Annotated in this window: 17 protein-coding genes; 5 read left to right on the forward strand and 12 right to left on the reverse strand. The window is 48.8% G+C overall.

Translation table 11 applies throughout. The features are described 5' to 3' along the window. From OCU60_RS12150 to OCU60_RS12200, 11 genes are read right to left on the reverse strand one after another with little or no spacing between them, the layout of a single operon-like run. Positions 1-843 carry an alpha/beta fold hydrolase gene (locus OCU60_RS12150; RefSeq protein WP_074373140.1) on the reverse strand — a complete coding sequence of 281 codons (843 nt, stop codon included), beginning with the start codon at positions 841-843 and terminating at the stop codon, positions 1-3. Continuing rightward, a complete protein-coding gene (locus OCU60_RS12155) occupies positions 836-1,528 on the reverse strand; it encodes a hypothetical protein (protein WP_074373139.1) in 693 nt (230 codons plus the stop codon). The genes OCU60_RS12150 and OCU60_RS12155 overlap by 8 nt, the downstream gene beginning before the upstream one ends. After that, on the reverse strand, positions 1,528-2,685 hold the full coding sequence (locus OCU60_RS12160) for an acyl-CoA dehydrogenase family protein (RefSeq protein ID WP_074373138.1): 1,158 nt from the start codon (positions 2,683-2,685) through the stop codon (positions 1,528-1,530). The genes OCU60_RS12155 and OCU60_RS12160 overlap by 1 nt, the downstream gene beginning before the upstream one ends. Before the next feature lie 31 nt (positions 2,686-2,716). Next, positions 2,717-4,231 carry an AMP-binding protein gene (locus OCU60_RS12165; protein ID WP_074373137.1) on the reverse strand — a complete coding sequence of 505 codons (1,515 nt, stop codon included), beginning with the start codon at positions 4,229-4,231 and terminating at the stop codon, positions 2,717-2,719. Next, the gene (locus OCU60_RS12170) at positions 4,200-5,759 is read right to left on the reverse strand and encodes an AMP-binding protein (protein WP_074373136.1); all 1,560 of its coding nucleotides are present in this window, start codon (positions 5,757-5,759) and stop codon (positions 4,200-4,202) included. The genes OCU60_RS12165 and OCU60_RS12170 overlap by 32 nt, the downstream gene beginning before the upstream one ends. After that, positions 5,759-6,019 (reverse strand): phosphopantetheine-binding protein, encoded by a 261-nt coding sequence (locus tag OCU60_RS12175; RefSeq protein ID WP_074373135.1) that lies wholly within the window; start codon positions 6,017-6,019, stop codon positions 5,759-5,761. The genes OCU60_RS12170 and OCU60_RS12175 overlap by 1 nt, the downstream gene beginning before the upstream one ends. A 25-nt stretch (positions 6,020-6,044) precedes the next feature. After that, positions 6,045-7,607 carry a class I adenylate-forming enzyme family protein gene (locus OCU60_RS12180; protein ID WP_074373134.1) on the reverse strand — a complete coding sequence of 521 codons (1,563 nt, stop codon included), beginning with the start codon at positions 7,605-7,607 and terminating at the stop codon, positions 6,045-6,047. Positions 7,608-7,619: 12 nt separating this feature from the next. Further along, entirely contained in the window at positions 7,620-8,576 is a 957-nt protein-coding gene (locus OCU60_RS12185; protein ID WP_074373133.1) for a 3-oxoacyl-[acyl-carrier-protein] synthase III C-terminal domain-containing protein, read from the reverse strand. Next, a complete protein-coding gene (locus OCU60_RS12190; protein ID WP_139302114.1) occupies positions 8,573-9,439 on the reverse strand; it encodes a hypothetical protein in 867 nt (288 codons plus the stop codon). The genes OCU60_RS12185 and OCU60_RS12190 overlap by 4 nt, the downstream gene beginning before the upstream one ends. A 20-nt stretch (positions 9,440-9,459) precedes the next feature. Next, positions 9,460-10,761 carry a type III PLP-dependent enzyme gene (locus OCU60_RS12195; protein ID WP_074373131.1) on the reverse strand — a complete coding sequence of 434 codons (1,302 nt, stop codon included), beginning with the start codon at positions 10,759-10,761 and terminating at the stop codon, positions 9,460-9,462. Then, a complete protein-coding gene (locus tag OCU60_RS12200; protein WP_074373130.1) occupies positions 10,754-11,047 on the reverse strand; it encodes a hypothetical protein in 294 nt (97 codons plus the stop codon). The genes OCU60_RS12195 and OCU60_RS12200 overlap by 8 nt, the downstream gene beginning before the upstream one ends. 315 nt (positions 11,048-11,362) lie before the next feature. Here OCU60_RS12200 and OCU60_RS12205 point away from each other — a divergent pair, with 315 nt between their 5' ends. From OCU60_RS12205 to OCU60_RS12225, 5 genes are read left to right on the forward strand one after another with little or no spacing between them, the layout of a single operon-like run. Then, positions 11,363-12,268, forward strand: a complete 906-nt coding sequence (locus OCU60_RS12205; protein ID WP_074373129.1) for a beta-ketoacyl-[acyl-carrier-protein] synthase family protein — start codon at positions 11,363-11,365, stop codon at positions 12,266-12,268. Positions 12,269-12,300: 32 nt separating this feature from the next. After that, positions 12,301-12,555 carry an acyl carrier protein gene (locus OCU60_RS12210; protein WP_074373128.1) on the forward strand — a complete coding sequence of 85 codons (255 nt, stop codon included), beginning with the start codon at positions 12,301-12,303 and terminating at the stop codon, positions 12,553-12,555. A 1-nt stretch (position 12,556) separates the two neighbouring features. Then, positions 12,557-13,225, forward strand: coding sequence for an acyl-CoA dehydrogenase family protein (locus OCU60_RS12215; RefSeq protein WP_074373127.1), 669 nt, complete (start codon positions 12,557-12,559; stop codon positions 13,223-13,225). Between the two features lie 39 nt (positions 13,226-13,264). After that, positions 13,265-14,617 (forward strand): MATE family efflux transporter, encoded by a 1,353-nt coding sequence (locus OCU60_RS12220; RefSeq protein WP_074373126.1) that lies wholly within the window; start codon positions 13,265-13,267, stop codon positions 14,615-14,617. Next, complete coding sequence (locus tag OCU60_RS12225; protein ID WP_074373125.1) at positions 14,607-15,590, forward strand: alpha/beta hydrolase; 984 nt, start codon at positions 14,607-14,609, stop codon at positions 15,588-15,590. The genes OCU60_RS12220 and OCU60_RS12225 overlap by 11 nt, the downstream gene beginning before the upstream one ends. A gap of 159 nt (positions 15,591-15,749) precedes the next feature. Here the strand turns inward: OCU60_RS12225 and OCU60_RS12230 are convergent, their stop codons facing one another. Continuing rightward, positions 15,750-16,277: a helix-turn-helix transcriptional regulator gene (locus tag OCU60_RS12230; RefSeq protein ID WP_074373124.1), complete on the reverse strand. Its 528-nt coding sequence runs from the start codon at positions 16,275-16,277 to the stop codon at positions 15,750-15,752. Positions 16,278-16,299: the final 22 nt, after the last annotated feature.

The following is a 16,299-nucleotide window of genomic DNA, read 5'->3' on the forward strand; positions in this document are numbered from 1 at the left end:
TTACCTGCATGACTCAGCATTTGAGTAACGAAGAAGGAAGTTGCTGACTGTTTGATGAAGTTCGGAACAATTCAGCATCCCGAGATGGCCGGTGTCACGGCTGAAAAAGATCTGTTCCGCCTGAACCATTGCGTGAATTGACATGGATTCTGTCGGTTCAAAACGCTGATCGTTCAGCCCATGACAAATCAGCAGATCCACATCCTGTTCATAAATGGCTTCCGTCAGACACGCTTCCGGTAACCCGGTCAGCATCTGATAGCGGATGGCAAGCTGACGGGCATCTTCCGCATCTTTTCCCAAAGACCGAAGATAAGCCCGGAACAGTGATTCAAGGCTCTGGGGTGCAGCCAGCAAGACAAGAGTGCTGAATGCACGAGCCTGCGGCTTGGCAAGAAACATTGCCGCCAACAACCCTCCGACAGAGTGGCCGATAAGATGTGTTACCGGCCCAAAGGTTTCGATAATCATGTTCAGCACTTCAAGCTGCAATGTATAACTGCTTTGCGTACACTTATCGCTGTGTCCATGCCCCGGCAGATCCGGAATCAGGACACAGAAACCGCAGGCATTGAGTTGCAACGCCAGTTCCGAAAACATGCCGCCATATCCACCCCAACCATGAATCATTAAGACTTGCGGAGCAGTCACTTTCCCCTGCCGATAAACCGATACTGGCCCAAAAGCAGTCTCCAGCGTCAGTTGTTCAGCTTGTGCCATCCACACCACAGCCTCTTTGCGCATCGGCAGACAACGTGGCCGTTCAAAATCATCAAACAACGCACACCACCGATAGGAATTCAGGCGCTCGGGCCTAGATTCACTGACGCTATATCTATGCATTAAGGCTATCCCCATTCATCTCCCGCATGTCGTAGCGCAGAAAAGTGCCTCTATCAGGCATTGCCTGCATGGGAAGGACCGGCTGAGGCTGACATATCAACGTCATCACCTGCTGCCAGACAGAGAACTCTGGACGGGTAATATCCCCCAAAGCAACCGGAACAAAACATTGCCCTTCATACTGTTCAGCAGTCCGGCCAAAACGGGCACAGAGAATCATCGCTGCCCCGCTTTCACTTTCCGCCATACCAAATTCCCGAAAACCATCAAAAATCATCAGACAGTCGTCACTTTCTGCCAACATTGCTCCGGCCAGTTGCAGATGGGCCGAGGTCGGCTCCGGACCACTACATTTCATCCCTAATGCACGGGAAATCGCATGGCTCTCCGCCAACCGTTTTTGCAGTTGCGGGGTTTTGCTGTCTAATTGTGCATAACGGTGAATCATCAACAATGCCGCCTGACGGTTTGTTGTCTGCGGCTGGCAGAACATCGCGACCTGTCGGTAAAGAGCGTCAGAGGTACAGCGAATTAACCGCTGTCTGTCCACCTCCGGATGAACCGCCAACCACGGCGTCAGACCGGCCAGCTCGTCATCTGTCAGCCGGTTCACTTGAGATGTCGGACGGAATACCACCAAATCATTCAGCCATAAGGTTACTGTACCGTCATCCGGCCCGTTCATCAGGCAACCTCCCTGAATAACATCGCCCCATTGAGCAGATGTACATTGCGGGTACCTTCTGCATATTCGAAACATTTGATATCCCGGTGTAGTTTTGCCAGCATCTGATCTTGCACTAATACTCCGCTATGACAGCGATGCAGTGCTTCTTCAACCACCAACTCTGCTATTTCCGCAGCTTTAGCTTTCGCCAGACCGATCTGCTTCGTGACCGTTTCCCCCCGGTCATAACGGGCAGAAATGGCTAACAGGTTCTGTAGTGCACCAGCAAGACGGAACTGCGCCGATTTCAGCCATGTCTGATGATAGACAGCATCGATCAACTCATGCTGAAGCACATAATCCAGCATGGCTCTGGCACTCCCCAATGCCAGAGCACCGACACAGGGTCGCAGGCTGTCAAATGTCGCAATTGCCGCACCGGAAAAGCGCTGAGTCGGTTTCAGGTGCGCCCCTAATAGCGCATCATCGGCAACAAACATATCTTCAAAAACCAAATGAGAAACATTACATCCCGGTACACCGTGTACCGGCAGCCGCTTCCGGCAGAATCCCTCAACTTCAGCGGGCTCGAACAGAAAAACATCGGTGCCCAGTGAATTCTGATTGGTCCGGGCAAAAACAACCCCGATATCCGCATGAATGCCATTGCCAATGAAATATTTTTCACCGTTGATCAGATAACCACCATCCACTTTCGTGGCCTGCGTTTTGATATTCCCGGCATCGGAACCAACGGTCGGTTCACTCATCGCAAAACAGCTCCAGCTCAGCTGGTCGCGGAATAGGCTAAAGAAACGCGCCTGCTGCTCCGGATTGCCCAATCCCTGCAATACAAATCCGGCCATGCCCGGTGTCGGGCAGGCAAAAATCAGGTTTGGTTCCACATACCCCAGCGCTTCGTAAAACAGACAGCGCTGCACCACGGTCAATTCATGTAAAACCTGTCCGTTGGCTAATTCAATCGGCGTCGGGTTATAAACTTCGGGTAATCCAAGTCGGTTCATCTGCTGAGCCAGTGAATAGTGAGCCGTAACCCGGTAATTGTCAGGATCTTCATCGATCAGGCGACCAAGTATCCGGCCTTCTTCCAGTGTTGCTGTCACGTAATCCCGGATGGCCTGCCCCTCGGCGGATAATCGGTTATCGAATTTCATTTTTATTTCCTCTGCCTTGTGTTGTGGCTCACTAACTCACTTGCTGCTCATGCCATTGATACTGTAGTTTCACCCGGTCAATTTTACCGTGCAGGCTCATCGGCAAAGCTGTCACAAAATGGATTGATGATGGCACCATGTAACGGGGAAGGTTCTGGAGCAGAAACTGCTCGAATGCCTGACGATCATCATCAGTATCCCGTTCAAGCAGGACAAACATCACCAGTTGGGTCAGTTTGTCCTGCCCATAAATCGGAATCACTGCCGACTGACGAACCCGACCGGAACGGGCTGCAACGTTTTCTATTTCAACCAGTTCGATACGGTTACCGTTCCATTTGACCTGCCCGTCTTTGCGTCCTTGCAGAAACAAATTGCCGGACTCATCCACATAGCCAAAGTCACCCGAACGGTAAAAACGTTCTCCGTCTCTGCTCCCGAATGCAACGTTCTGCGGATGGGAAGCCGGCAGATATCCCTGCGCAACCTGAGCACCGTAAATCACCACTTCCCCGATTTCACCGACTTGCAGTTCCTGCCCATCATCATCTTCGATACGGATACGGTTGATGCCCAGCGGCTGTCCCAGAGACAACCGCTGCGAATAGTGCATATCATCAGCCGTCACCGGACAGGCATGTGTCACACAGGTGGTTTCCGTCGGACCATAAGCATGCAGTACCTGCGCCTGAGGAAACCGCGCTTCGATTTTGGCAATCAACTGATGCGGCACAAATTCTCCACCGACAAAGAACACCCGCATTCCCGGCAGAGACTGCGCATTGAATTTCGGATCCAGACACATCATTTCCAGAAAACTGGGCGTGGAGAACCAACTTGATACTTCAACATCAGCTTCCTGAGTCATCAGGTAGATATTCTGACGGGGTAAAGCGTTATACTCGTGCGGTAGCATTACCACAGCTTTGCCAACCGCCAGAGAAGGAAAACAGTCAAGAATCCCCATGTCGAAAGCCAGACAGGCGTGATTGACATGAGCACCACCAGAATGGTTGCGTGTCAGACACGCTTTATACCACTGATAGAAATGCCCGAAGCTGTCATAGCCAATCATCACACCTTTCGGTACACCGGTACTTCCCGAAGTTGACAGCACATAGAAAATCGTATTATCTCCGCAGTCCCATTGCTGGAAGCGAAAATCAACCGAAGGTTGGTGTGCCGCAATAAAATGATTTTCTCGGCTTAGCGTCTGGTCCAGATAGGATGGTGCGCCAAGGATCAGCAGATCAGCCTCATGCATTGCCGCAATCTGTAACAGCCGGTATGGCGGATTCGCGGCATCAACCACCGTGAAGGAAACACCGCACAATGTGCAGGCCAGCATACTGGCAAATGTATCCAGCTCTTTATGTCCGTAGATCAGGACCCGGTTCGGATGACGTTGCTGGATTTCATCAGCAATCGCCTGCGTTCTTTCGCCCAGCGTCCGAAAATCAACCCGTCCTTGACGGTTCACCAGCGCAATCTGCTCCGGTTGTTCATGGATTCTGTCAATGATTGCCTGCATCATATTTGAAAACATAACAATTCCCTTTTTTGAGTGCTTTATCGCTGACCGACCGGCGATCTAGCTTACTATTCAGGTTTAATACATCGTCTTCGATGGCATACCAAAATCTGGGCACCATGTACGATGGAAAGTTATCGGCCATACCGGCCGCAAGCTGCTGAAAATCGCTCTCCTGCTCGGGCAGCACGAAGGCTCGTATCCCCTGTAAATCATCTTTGCGGAACCAAGGTTCGACAAAGACTTCTTTGATCTCGTCCAGTTGGCGCAGATAAGCCTCAACTTCATTCAAGTCGATACGATATCCCTGAATTTTGCATTCCCGATCGCCCCTTCCCCAGAAATAGAGCATGTCGCCGTCAAGAGAACCGATATCTCCGGTTCGGTATTCCCGGACGCCATCAACCGGGTCAACGGAAAAGCGCGCCTGCTGCTTGGCCGGCGCGCAGATATAACCCGGACCAACGGCATCTCCCCGGATGATAATTTCTCCGCGACCATGTTCCTGAATCCGATCAATCCGGATTTCGCTACCGGGACGAACCCGGCCCAGTGGTAATGGCTGGCCGTTATGGACATGCACCGGCAAAATATCCGTCGCAGTGACGGCCACCGTACATTCCGTCGGGCCATAAGTATTCGTCACGCGACAACCGGGAAAGCGTTCCCATAACTGCACGACCATCTCTTTGGACAATACTTCTCCGCAAAAAATGAAGTGAGAGAGATGAGGGAGCTGACTGGCACAAAACTGGCGGTCTTTCAGGTAATAACGGGTAATCGTCGGCGTAGAAACCCAGGTTGTCACACCGTAATCTTGGTGTCTGCCAATGTATTTCCGGGTATTGATAAACTCATGATGATCCAGCGCTGAGATCGGTTTGAGATTGATCCAGGCCAGCCAGAGTTCATACAGCGAGACATCAAAACAGTAACGGATGTTGCCACTGACACTACCGTCAACCGGGAAAGCATGTTCCAGCCACATGACCAGATCTGCAACATTGGCATAACTGACGGCAATTCCCTTGGGCTGGCCGGTTGTGCCGGACGAAAACATAATGTACATCGTATCCGTCGCCTGACTGACGTTCCGGACACTGAGCAAATCAACTAGTTTTTGTTCATTTTCCGTACCAGAATAGCCAGTTTCCGGCTCAACGACCAAACAAGAAACACCAAGTGTATCCAGTCTACTATTATCCATATCAAAGTTATGAGCATCGAGAATCAGTGTCGCTTGTGCACTGGCAATGATCTGACGTAATCGCTCTGTACTGTTTTCTGGCTCTACCGGAACGAATATTCTCCCGGCCAGAATGCATGCCCAATAAGCGATTAGATACCGGCAGTTCTTATGCCCGTATATCAGTACCGCCTCGCTCTCATCGGTATTGCTGGTATTCAGTTGTTCGGCAAGTGCCACCGCAGCATCAAAAAGCTGGCGGTAACTCAGGTCGCCATCGACATGATGATAAGCCATCCCTTCACTGGTCCGGAATGCGCTAAAAACAGCGAACAGACGCTCATGATGCAGATTCATCAGGCCACCTTATCGACACACAATCTTTCGATATAGCGGGCAATGCTACCAACTGATTCGAAGTCTTTGATATCCAGCGATGCCGGATCGATATGCAGCCCTTCGACAGCTTCTTCGAGATACATAATCAGTTCAATGTATAATCCACTGTCAAAACCCAGATCCCGTTCAATCTGAGTCGCCTCATGAAGTTCAGATACATCATCAATCTCCATGACCAGGCCAATTGCATTTATCACATGATTCACGTAGCTATCCATTTTATTTTCCTTATGCAAATAAATTTTATGCAAACAGTTCTTCTGACGTTGCAACGGGCTGACTCAGCTTTCCGAGCAATGGCCTGTCAATTTTTCCGTTGCCGTTTTTCGGCAGAGAATCCCTGATGAAGAACCGGTGTGGCACCATGTAAGACTCCAGGTGCTGCTGACACCACACTTTAATCTGTTCCCGGCTGAGCTCAGTCTGCTGTTCGACCCAGGCTACGATTTCATCACCGTAGACCGCATGCGGCACACCGATCACCGCTACCTGTGCAACACCGGCAAGTGCAGCGATCACCGTTTCAACTTCTTTTGGTGCAACCTTTTCACCACAACTTTTAAGAATTTCATCCTTCCGGCCAACAAAATAGAGATAACCTTCATCGTCCAGACGGCAGATATCGCCGGTATACAGCACCATCTCTCCGGGATAGCGGCCCGGTTTCAGTTTCTCTGCGGTTTTCTCCGGATTACGCCAGTAACCGGGCATTACGGTATCACCGCGAATCACCAGCTCTCCGGTGGCATTGCTGCGGTATTCCCGCCCTTCATCATCCACCAGCCACATTTCGGTATTGGGGATGGCCTTACCGACACTCTCTTTGCGTTGTGGCAACATCTCCGGCTCCAGATAGGTACAGCGGTGACACTCCGTCAGGCCATACATTGAATAGAGCTGTGCAGCAGAAAATATTTTCTGAACTTTATCGATCGCATCCGGATGTAATGCCGCAGCAGTATTGGTCACGGTTCGGACACAGGAGAGGTCGAAGCGTTTTGCCAGCGGTTCAATCAGGCTGAGCATGGTTGGCACCATCGGAAAAACGGTCGCCTGCTGCTTCACCAGACGATGCATCACAAACAGCGGCTGACTGAAAGAGGCTTCAATGATCAGTGTTGCGCTATGCAGGGCAGACATCGTTACCTGATGCAGGCCGTAATCAAAACTCAGCGGCAGCGCACAGAAAATACGATCAGATGAGGACAGCCGCAGATAAGTTGAGACGGATTTAGAAGCGACCACCATATTTTTCTGAGTGAGCATGACCCCTTTCGGCATGCCGGTTGAACCGGACGTATAAATAATTGCCGCTAAATCCTGAGATATCGGTGGATTCAGATCCGTCTGAGAATATTCACCATTCAGTGCTTGTTCCAGTGAGGTCACGCCATCACTGAACAGACCATTGACCAGTAGCGCCGGCTGGCTTTTCATCACCTCACGGGCTTTGCCGAATTCCGCCATCAACGCTTCATCAACCACTACCAGCGCTGATTCACTGTCATCGATCAGCCAAGCCAGCTTTTCATACTTGGTCTCCGGATTCACCGGGATAAAAACACCGCCCAGATATTGGATCGCCCAGAAGCACTGAATAAAGGAGATCGAGTTGGTCATATACAACATCACTCGATCACCACGCCCGACGCCTTGTCGAGATATATAGCGGGCGAGTTGCAGAGCATGATGCCTTAACTGACCGTAACTCATCTGCTGGTTGGCATCGATCAGTGCAAGCTTTTCCGGCGTATGATACGCACTGAAATCAAGATATTCACTTAAAATTTGTCTGTTAATGTCCATGAACTTAAATTCCTATGCTGACAGCACCATCGCGCTGAATGTTCCTGCCACACCGGCGGCTACGGCCAGCATGGGACCCGGTGAAACGTGCTGGTTGTCCTCTTTCCAGAAGTCATGCAAATTAATAAAAGCATCACCGCAGAAACAGTGGCCAACCCGATACAGGTTCTTGCGGTAAATCTGGTGGCGTTCAATTCCCAGCCGATCCGCCAACCGGTCAAAGGTCGGTGGACTCATGTGGTAAGGTAAAAGCGTATGAATTTCCCCGGCAGAAATCCCGGCCTGCACCAGCGCTTTATCGATCGCATCCATCATGGTCGGGATAAAAGAGCGGTCATAACGGTTTTCGTCTTCTCGGCTGGTATCTACGGTCCGGTGACTGATGCCGCCAATCATCGACCAACTCAGTCCCTGAATCTTCAGACCCGTCGTATCGGGATGAGATGAGACCAGCACTGCCGTGCATCCTTCACCGAACAAACCATTCTGATCCACATACTGAACGGTTTCATGAAAGCATTTATCACCGGTGAGCAAAATGGCATAAGTTGGTTGCGGGGATGCGTCACTCGGGCTGACACGGCAGACTTTATCCAATAATGCCAATCCCATAAATGAAGAAGCACATGAGCCCTGCGTCAGAGACATCACTTCAACCCGCTCAGACAACTGCTGGCGAACAATCGATTCCAGCAGCCGGACATCAAAAGGATAAGTCGTGTGCAGGGAATGGGCATACGCGACATGCGTAATCGCATCCAGCTTGTCCGGATGTTGCGCCAGCAAGCGTTCCAGACAGGTCGCCAAATTTTCAGCCAGTGACTGATGAGGAAAAATACAGGCCGACTCCAGCTTGTGAAAGCGGCTGAATATTTTCTGATTTCTCTCTCCCCATTGATAATGCTGGTGTAGTTGTTCCAGCGGCATCAGTGACGGATTGATATGTGTTGCAACATCAATGATTTTCATAGTGTGCGACCCGAAGTTACAATCAGGACATAAAATTTTTCCTGATGTTGACTCAACAACACAAAGTGTTGTGCAAAAGGACCACCGGCCGCGATAGCCTGTTGCATTTCCCAAAATGGTGCTGCACAGAGCAAATCTGGCCGGGTACAACGAATGTGTCGCTGTGGACTCAGCCGAGCTGCAATCTCTGGAGCACAGATGACGGTCGTCGATTCAGCCATCAGCCCGTACTGTTCGGATACCTGCTGTAACACCGTGTTTTCTGCTCCGGGCTCAGTACCCTCATGAATCCGGACATGAATCTGTCGTCCTGCGCTGTTACGTTCGACCACCATACCGGAGGCAGCATTAGATATCGGGTGCTGATCAACCACTGGTGAATGAAACATCAGACTGTTCTGATCCATCACCAGCAACAACGCTTTTCCCTTCTGTGAAGGTAGATAGCGATCAATACAGTCAAGTGCCATGACAGGTGATACCAGCCCTGTATCACTAAAAGCAAATGCAAAGGTATCTTCCAGCGCCAATCGGTGTAAAACATAATTGGTCACGGCCTGTCCCAGTTCAGCATCCGGTGTCCAGTGCGCCAGAATCACCATATCGAGATCACTCAAATCAGTCCGGGTCACGATTTGTGTCACCAGGGCTTCGGCCATCGTCGTAAAAGAGACCTGATTCTCTCCCGCCAGCCACTCCCGGACATGACTGTCCTCCGGCACAAATGGCTGGCCGTTGGCCTGATAGAATGCCTGCAAATAATGATTGACCCGCGCTTCGCTGACGATGGTCGGTGGCTGTGGCATTGCCGTTTCGAAAAATGGCATACAGATGAGTGTTGCTGGGTTGAGTGATAACGTCATCAGTTTCGTTTCCGGCACTATCACACAGCAAGCGGCTGTGGTTGCTGTTGCGCCAGCATATGTTCAACACCATCGGCATGACGAATGACGATGAGCTGATCACCGTCCACCAGCACTTCCGAAGGGTAACCAAAACTCAGGAAGTACACCGGAGAAGCCGTCGGTCCGTAAGCCCCTGAATGAAAAATACCAATCAGATCACCTTCATCCAACTGGGGCAGCGGCACGTCATCACCAATCAGATCCGTCGGTGTGCAGAGCGGGCCGGTGAGCATGTAATGCTGCACATCATGCGCATGATGTGCAGTCCCCAGACGGGCAATCGGAAAGTTCTTGCGAATCACAGAACCAAGCCCTGCAGCCGCACCGTGACAGTTTGAGCCCCCGTCACACACAGCAAACATTTTGCCTTTCGATGCCTTCAAATAACGTACCCGTGTCACGAACATACCGGAGCGTCCGACAATAAAGCGTCCCAACTCCATAATTAACTTTGTTTCCGGGAAGTGATCGCGAAATTCACGAATCACAGGCTCAATCCCGGTCGCAACAGCGTCCAGATCAAGTTCTGTCTCTCGCGGATAGTAAGGCACGCCAAGCCCGCCACCGATATCGACAAAATTCAGGGTAACACCATATTCCCGCTGAATTGTCTCTGCCAATGACAGAATATTACGGGTATTCGCTACGACCGCCTCCGCATCCAAAATCCGAGTCCCCAGATAAATATGAATCCCTTCCAACGCAACATGGGGATACTGATCCAGATGATTCAGGGTTTCCAGCACGAGGTGTTCATCAATCCCAAATTGGCGTGGCTTACCACTCATCACCAGACGTGCTTTCTCCGAGGTAAAATTAGGATTAATCCGAAAGGCAAACGGCTGAACAACACCGGCATTCTCTGCCAGCTTGTTCAATAATGCCAACTCAGATAACGATTCAACCACAACGGCTTTAATCCCCAGCGCCACACAACGACTCAGCTCATGTTCCGATTTACCCGGTCCGACAAAAATAATTTCTGCCGGAGATGCCCCCGCAGCCAACGCGGTTTCCAGTTCAGCCAGTGAACAGACTTCACAACCGACACCCTGTTGATGAATGATTCCGACTAAAGAAAGATTTGGATTCGCTTTCAGAGAATAAAAATAATTCAGCGCATCCGGTAAGGTATTTTTTAATGTTATCAGATGATTTTTTAACTGATTCGCACTGTAAACATAAAAAGGTGTTTTTACTGTCGCGGCAATTTTTTCTATTTCAACCTGATCAACATGCAATGAGTTAATATATTCAGTCTGGAATTTAAAATTATGCATAACTTAAACTCCCGACTAAATAATCCGTCAATGTAATCATATTTTTAAAATGAGCAAGAAAATTACTGTCCATGCATGAAAACAAGTCAAACTCTTGCTTTAATTCATTTTCTATTCTTTCACACAACCCGGCAATCAAAGATACCAAGCTGGCTGAATCTAAAAGGCCGGAGGCACTATATATATCACCACCACCGATAATATGATTTATTTTACCGTCATCTAATCCAATGTTTTTTAATTCAGATAGTAGTATCTGCTCTACATTACACTTATCGAAAAACATAAAACTCTATTCCCTAGAGATCCGTTGAATGATGCTAATGTTACCTTGCTCAATTTGAGTTTTTTGACTGAAATTGTACTTATAAATAAAAATATTTTTAAAATTCCGAGACATTTCTAATACAAGCAATTTCAGTCAAAAAAATGTCAGAAAAATAGCTAACAATTATTCTATCGATAGAGATTCTATATCAAAACCAGATGAAATAGATTATTTCACAATCTCTGTTTTTATTATTTTTAAATATATTTAACCACAATGATGTCTCGTCACTTAGTACAGATATCGGGCGACTCAGTGATCATGGAAAATGCAATGACTTATATCGTAGATATTCAATGTAGCAAGTCAGACAGTACTTCTTTCATCCCACTGGATGAATTGGGACTAAGTCACGATATTTCCGAAAAAGAAGCCCGGGTTTATCAGCGCATCTATCAACTGGAACAGATCGCCATGAACCGGCTCTCCCATGAAGCGATGCTGAAAGAGACATTAACGGCACTACTCAATCAGAATCCGGCCCTGCGTCAGCAGACTGGCTATCTGTTTTATACCAAAACCCAGACACACAATACCTTCTTTGACAAGCACTGGTTACAGACGCTGGCAAAATCATGCGGTCTCCGGCACTGGAAATCACTCACCCTCAGCCTGAACCATTGTGCATCAGGTCTCAGTGCTGTCCACCTGACCAACCGGATGTATCAGAACGGCGAGACTGTTCCTGTGATTGTCCTGAGCGGTGAAAAAAGTTTTGCACCGGATCTGAACAAAATGACTGTCGGTATACTGGGAGAGATGTCGGCCGCCTGCCTGCTGTCTCCGCTGGACGGACAATGGAAAGTCACCGCTTCCAGAGTAAAACATCTCAGCCGGTTCTATAAAAACCCGGAAAATATGAGTGCCACAGAAAAACGCGCCATGATGGCAGATTTTTATACCGGTATGCTTGATTTCCTCCGGTCAGAAACACTTTCCGAGCCAGAGATGATTCTGCCCTATAACCTGAATCTGCCTTTACTCAACCGGGTATCCAGAGAACTGGGCTGGGAGGGGAAACTATATACCACCAATATCCGTCAGACCGGACATACCTACTGCTCTGACGTTTTCTATAACCTGCTCACGGCAGAGACACAACACGATTTCAAACGGGCATTACTGTTTGCCGCAGGGATGGGCGTAACCTATTCCTCGCTGGGTATTGCCCGTCATTAACACAACCCATAATCAATAAAGGAACGTACTCAATGAATATCATGGATAAAATCAACGAAGCACTATCACAGGTTCTGGATGGAGAAACAGTCACCATCGATATGAATACCAATTTCGATGAAGATTTGGATCTGGATTCCGTTTTGTTTGTTCAGTTTCTGCTGACTCTGGAAGAGAATATCGACGGTTTGTTGTTCGATCCGGATCTGATCAGCCAGTCTTCATTCAACAATGTCGGCTCTTTGATCGAATTTATCGAATCTCAGGTCACAGTTGCGGAAGCCTGATATGAACATGACAGCAGAAATACTCGATCAAGCTTATGCCGTTGGCCGCAAAGCAACCCCCCGGGAGCTTTTGCCACAATTGGGTTTCTGGATGACAGGCAAAAATGCCTGTCTCGTCAGCCAAGGTCTGACGATGTTCCCTGCGGGAGACTCACCTGAACTGGTGAATGTTCAGGGAGAAACCATCGCGGCATCTCACTGCACACGCCTGCCTCAGGATCGAATACTCCGGCATCTGGCACTGGAAACCGCCACTGTTGACGCTCAGAGCCAGAACGAAGAACCCCTCTCTTTGGCGGTTTGCGCAATTCGTCTGGGACTGACGACCCGCATTCTGGATCTGTCATTTAACCATCTAAAAGACCGGAAGAGTTTTGGCCAGAAGACCACCCGCCATCAATTGATTAAAGCCAGTTTTTCAGACATTTACGGAGATGTATCGCTCCTCAAACAGCAACTACATTATCGCCTGGATAGTGGTGATTTGAGCGATCCGGATGAGGAGCACCGACAAATCACTCAATTATCCAACCAGGCTGAAAAGTTGATGGGCGGACACGGCTTCCTATTGGGAAACAGCCATACCATCAGTCACTTTTCCATGCTGCTTTACTCGCTATTCGGTAAAAGCAGCTCACGGGAACAGCAGCATACACACAGCGCCGTCTGAGGACAGACGGCCATCGTTCATGACAGCAAAAGGATAATTATGAGCATTTCCAAGCAATCGACACTCAGTTTACCGGCCAGTGGTATGGGTGACGTCAAACAGGTGCTGGGCATCGCCTGGCCGATGATCCTGATCGCGATTGTGGTGTCACTATCACAAAATGGTCAAATATGGATCCTTGGCCGGAATGAACAAAGTCAGGCGTTGTATCAACTATCGATGCTGCAACCCTTCCATTTTCTTTTTATTGCGCTGCTGGAATGCCTGACGATCACCAATCAGGTCTTCAGTGCCCGTTCAACCCGTGACTGGCCGAGCAAAAACGTCATAAAAAGCACGCTGTTGCTCGCTGTTGCCGGAACCGTCTTTCTGTCCTTGCTGGCGGGAGTGAGTTATCTGTTCGAAGCGCCACTTCAGACAACGATGGGCGGTGATACGCAGGATCTCTTCCGTCAGACACTGCCGCTTTATCTGTTATCCCTGATTCCGCTGCTGATCTTTGAACTGGGCAATGCCGGACTGCGAGGACAGGGAAAGACCCTCAGCAGTATGCTGCTCATCTCCGGTTTTATCATCATTAACCTAGCGGTATGTTATGTCGGCTTTGTGCATCATCAACTCGGATTTCAGGCGGTCATTTATGCCAACCTAATCTCTGCATCGGCGATGCTGCCGTTTTCGCTGTTCATGCTGTTCAGAACGGTTAATCATGGTTCAGATCCACAACCGGGGGCATTTCTACCCAGACTATTTGCGCTGATGACCGATGCCGGAATCCCGATTTTTCTGTCGATGCTGATTGCATTCGCCAGTTCTGCAGTGATTTTTCCGCTAATCAGTCAGATGAATACCGACTACGCTCCCGGATTCCTGATTGTCGTTAAACTACGTTCCCTGTTTATCATTCCGGCCGTTGCGCTGGGTTCTGCGATTGCGATTTTTGTCAATCAACAACTTTCTGCCGCTACGCAGGAATCATTGACCCGTATGTTAAGCCGGGGAATGCTCGCAATCAGTCTGCTGTACATCACTCTGACAGCGATAGTTTATCTGAATCAGCGCAGTCTGGTTGATCTGTTAGCCAATACGGTCGCTGTTCAGCAAGCCGGTTATCTATTGTTGTCACTGTTGCTACCAACCTTCTTCCTGACCTCCATGCTGGCTGCAACTCAAACCATGCTTGAACAGCTTGGCCGCGGGAAAAGAGTGCTGATTATGACTTTAGTCGTTGAGTCGGTAATGGTCGGTGGTATTCTGATTCTGATGCAGTCACAGGGAAATATTACCGATCTGGCGCACCTGATCGTTATTTTCAACGTGATTTATTTTACGATTTTCTTACGTGAATACTGGTTGCTAATCAAAAATCTGCGAGGGGAAGATGCTCTATAACCTTGCCTATCCTTTGCTGCAACTTTCCGCATTTGCCCATCAGCGCTATCACTGGTGTCTGGTGATGCTGAAACGCCGGCCGAAATTATTACTCAAATCTTCAGTCCGGCCGGAAACGCATTACAATGGCGTATGCGGCAAGCTACGGCGGGCTGATACGATTTTACTCTCCCGCCTCTCTTCCGAATGGGCAGCCCGCTACGCGATCCGCATGTTTGAAAAGCCGACTCGGATGCCTTGCATGGCAAACGATTTAGAATTTGAGCAGCAGAGTCAGCAACATCAGCTGACGTTCAACAAATGCCGGATTAACGTATTCTGTCATGAACCGCCGGCATCCGTTCAAGTTCAGGGAACCATTCTGCTGGTACATGGCTGGGAAGGACGGAGTGTCATGTTCCGCCCGCTGACAGAAAAGCTGCTTGCCAACGGCTACCGGGTCATCGCACCTGATTTAATCGCCCATGGAAGTTCAGAAGGCGAACGTTGTTCGTTCTACGAACTGGCGCAGCTATTATTACTGATTAATCAGCAGTTCGGTGCTTTTCATAGTGCGATCGGTCACTCATTTGGCGGCACAGCACTGGCAATGGCTATCGATGCAGGGCTCTCAACTCATCAACTGATCAAAATCGGCAGCCCGGACGGATTAGGTAATCTGCTGGATTCCTACATCGATTACTATCGGATCCCTGCCGTCCTCAAGGACAAACTCAAACAGGTATACCATCACCGCTATGGCACGCATCCAGATATGATCGATGCGCCGTTATGGAAAACCCTGTCACTGCCAACCCTGCTCTGCCATGACCGCAATGACAACATTATCGATATTACCCAGGCGCAAAAGATGAGTGCCGCCTTTCCGAACTGCGAGCTGTTTCTCACCGACGGCTGGGGACACCGCGGGGTGCTGAAAGATCGCAATATTCATCAGAAGATTATTGAGTTTATCCAGAGCAGTACAACATAGTGTGTCGAAAGTTCATGAGTATATCTGACAGAACTGGCTCATCATCAGTGATGCGCCAGTTTTGTTATTGTCGTTAGCTACCTGATCGCGACTTGGTCGCGATCACCGATAATTACGGGCTGGAATGAGATTTAACTTAGCAGAAAGAAGAGCCGGACTTCACCGCATCTTATCCAACAAAACACCTCTTGAAAAAGAAGAACGGTGATTGCCGTAGATAATTTCAAAGGGTTTATTATCTTTTTCTTTCGTGGTGATCGAGTGTTTATACTTTAACGGTGTGATCTGATGTGCCTTGCTGAAGCTACGGGAAAAGTGGGCAAGAGAAGAGTAGCCGCAGGCATTGCTGATATCCGTTAATGACCAATCCGGTGCAATTTCAATATACTCCTTTGCAAGTGCAATCCGGATATCCCAAATCCAACGCATTGGCGAGGTTCTGTATACTTCATTAAATAATCGGCAAATCTCATACTTAGATGCGTCCACCTCTTCAGAAATATCATCCAGTGATATTTCCATTGAGAGGTTTTCTATCACATAGTCGAGTGTTTTTACCAGTAAATCCAGTTTCCTCCTTGACTTCGATAATCCTAAAGAAGGTTGAATCTGATAGAGTTCATTGATCAAGTTATCTCTGAAGTGTTCCATATTTTCGTAACAGTAGTAATTAATTTTGTGGTTCATATCCTAGCCTCACTTAATTATT

Source organism: Vibrio spartinae (assembly GCF_024347135.1).
GTDB classification, from domain to species: Bacteria; Pseudomonadota; Gammaproteobacteria; order Enterobacterales; family Vibrionaceae; genus Vibrio; species Vibrio spartinae.

Coding starts and splice junctions, on each gene's coding strand:
- OCU60_RS12150 (WP_074373140.1), bottom strand. CDS start 843: ATGCATAGATATAGCGTCAGTGAATCTAGGCCCGAGCGCCTGAATTCC.
- OCU60_RS12155 (WP_074373139.1), bottom strand. CDS start 1,528: ATGAACGGGCCGGATGACGGTACAGTAACCTTATGGCTGAATGATTTG.
- OCU60_RS12160 (WP_074373138.1), bottom strand. CDS start 2,685: ATGAAATTCGATAACCGATTATCCGCCGAGGGGCAGGCCATCCGGGAT.
- OCU60_RS12165 (WP_074373137.1), bottom strand. CDS start 4,231: ATGTTTTCAAATATGATGCAGGCAATCATTGACAGAATCCATGAACAA.
- OCU60_RS12170 (WP_074373136.1), bottom strand. CDS start 5,759: ATGAATCTGCATCATGAGCGTCTGTTCGCTGTTTTTAGCGCATTCCGG.
- OCU60_RS12175 (WP_074373135.1), bottom strand. CDS start 6,019: ATGGATAGCTACGTGAATCATGTGATAAATGCAATTGGCCTGGTCATG.
- OCU60_RS12180 (WP_074373134.1), bottom strand. CDS start 7,607: ATGGACATTAACAGACAAATTTTAAGTGAATATCTTGATTTCAGTGCG.
- OCU60_RS12185 (WP_074373133.1), bottom strand. CDS start 8,576: ATGAAAATCATTGATGTTGCAACACATATCAATCCGTCACTGATGCCG.
- OCU60_RS12190 (WP_139302114.1), bottom strand. CDS start 9,439: ATGACGTTATCACTCAACCCAGCAACACTCATCTGTATGCCATTTTTC.
- OCU60_RS12195 (WP_074373131.1), bottom strand. CDS start 10,761: ATGCATAATTTTAAATTCCAGACTGAATATATTAACTCATTGCATGTT.
- OCU60_RS12200 (WP_074373130.1), bottom strand. CDS start 11,047: ATGTTTTTCGATAAGTGTAATGTAGAGCAGATACTACTATCTGAATTA.
- OCU60_RS12205 (WP_074373129.1), top strand. CDS start 11,363: ATGACTTATATCGTAGATATTCAATGTAGCAAGTCAGACAGTACTTCT.
- OCU60_RS12210 (WP_074373128.1), top strand. CDS start 12,301: ATGAATATCATGGATAAAATCAACGAAGCACTATCACAGGTTCTGGAT.
- OCU60_RS12215 (WP_074373127.1), top strand. CDS start 12,557: ATGAACATGACAGCAGAAATACTCGATCAAGCTTATGCCGTTGGCCGC.
- OCU60_RS12220 (WP_074373126.1), top strand. CDS start 13,265: ATGAGCATTTCCAAGCAATCGACACTCAGTTTACCGGCCAGTGGTATG.
- OCU60_RS12225 (WP_074373125.1), top strand. CDS start 14,607: ATGCTCTATAACCTTGCCTATCCTTTGCTGCAACTTTCCGCATTTGCC.
- OCU60_RS12230 (WP_074373124.1), bottom strand. CDS start 16,277: ATGAACCACAAAATTAATTACTACTGTTACGAAAATATGGAACACTTC.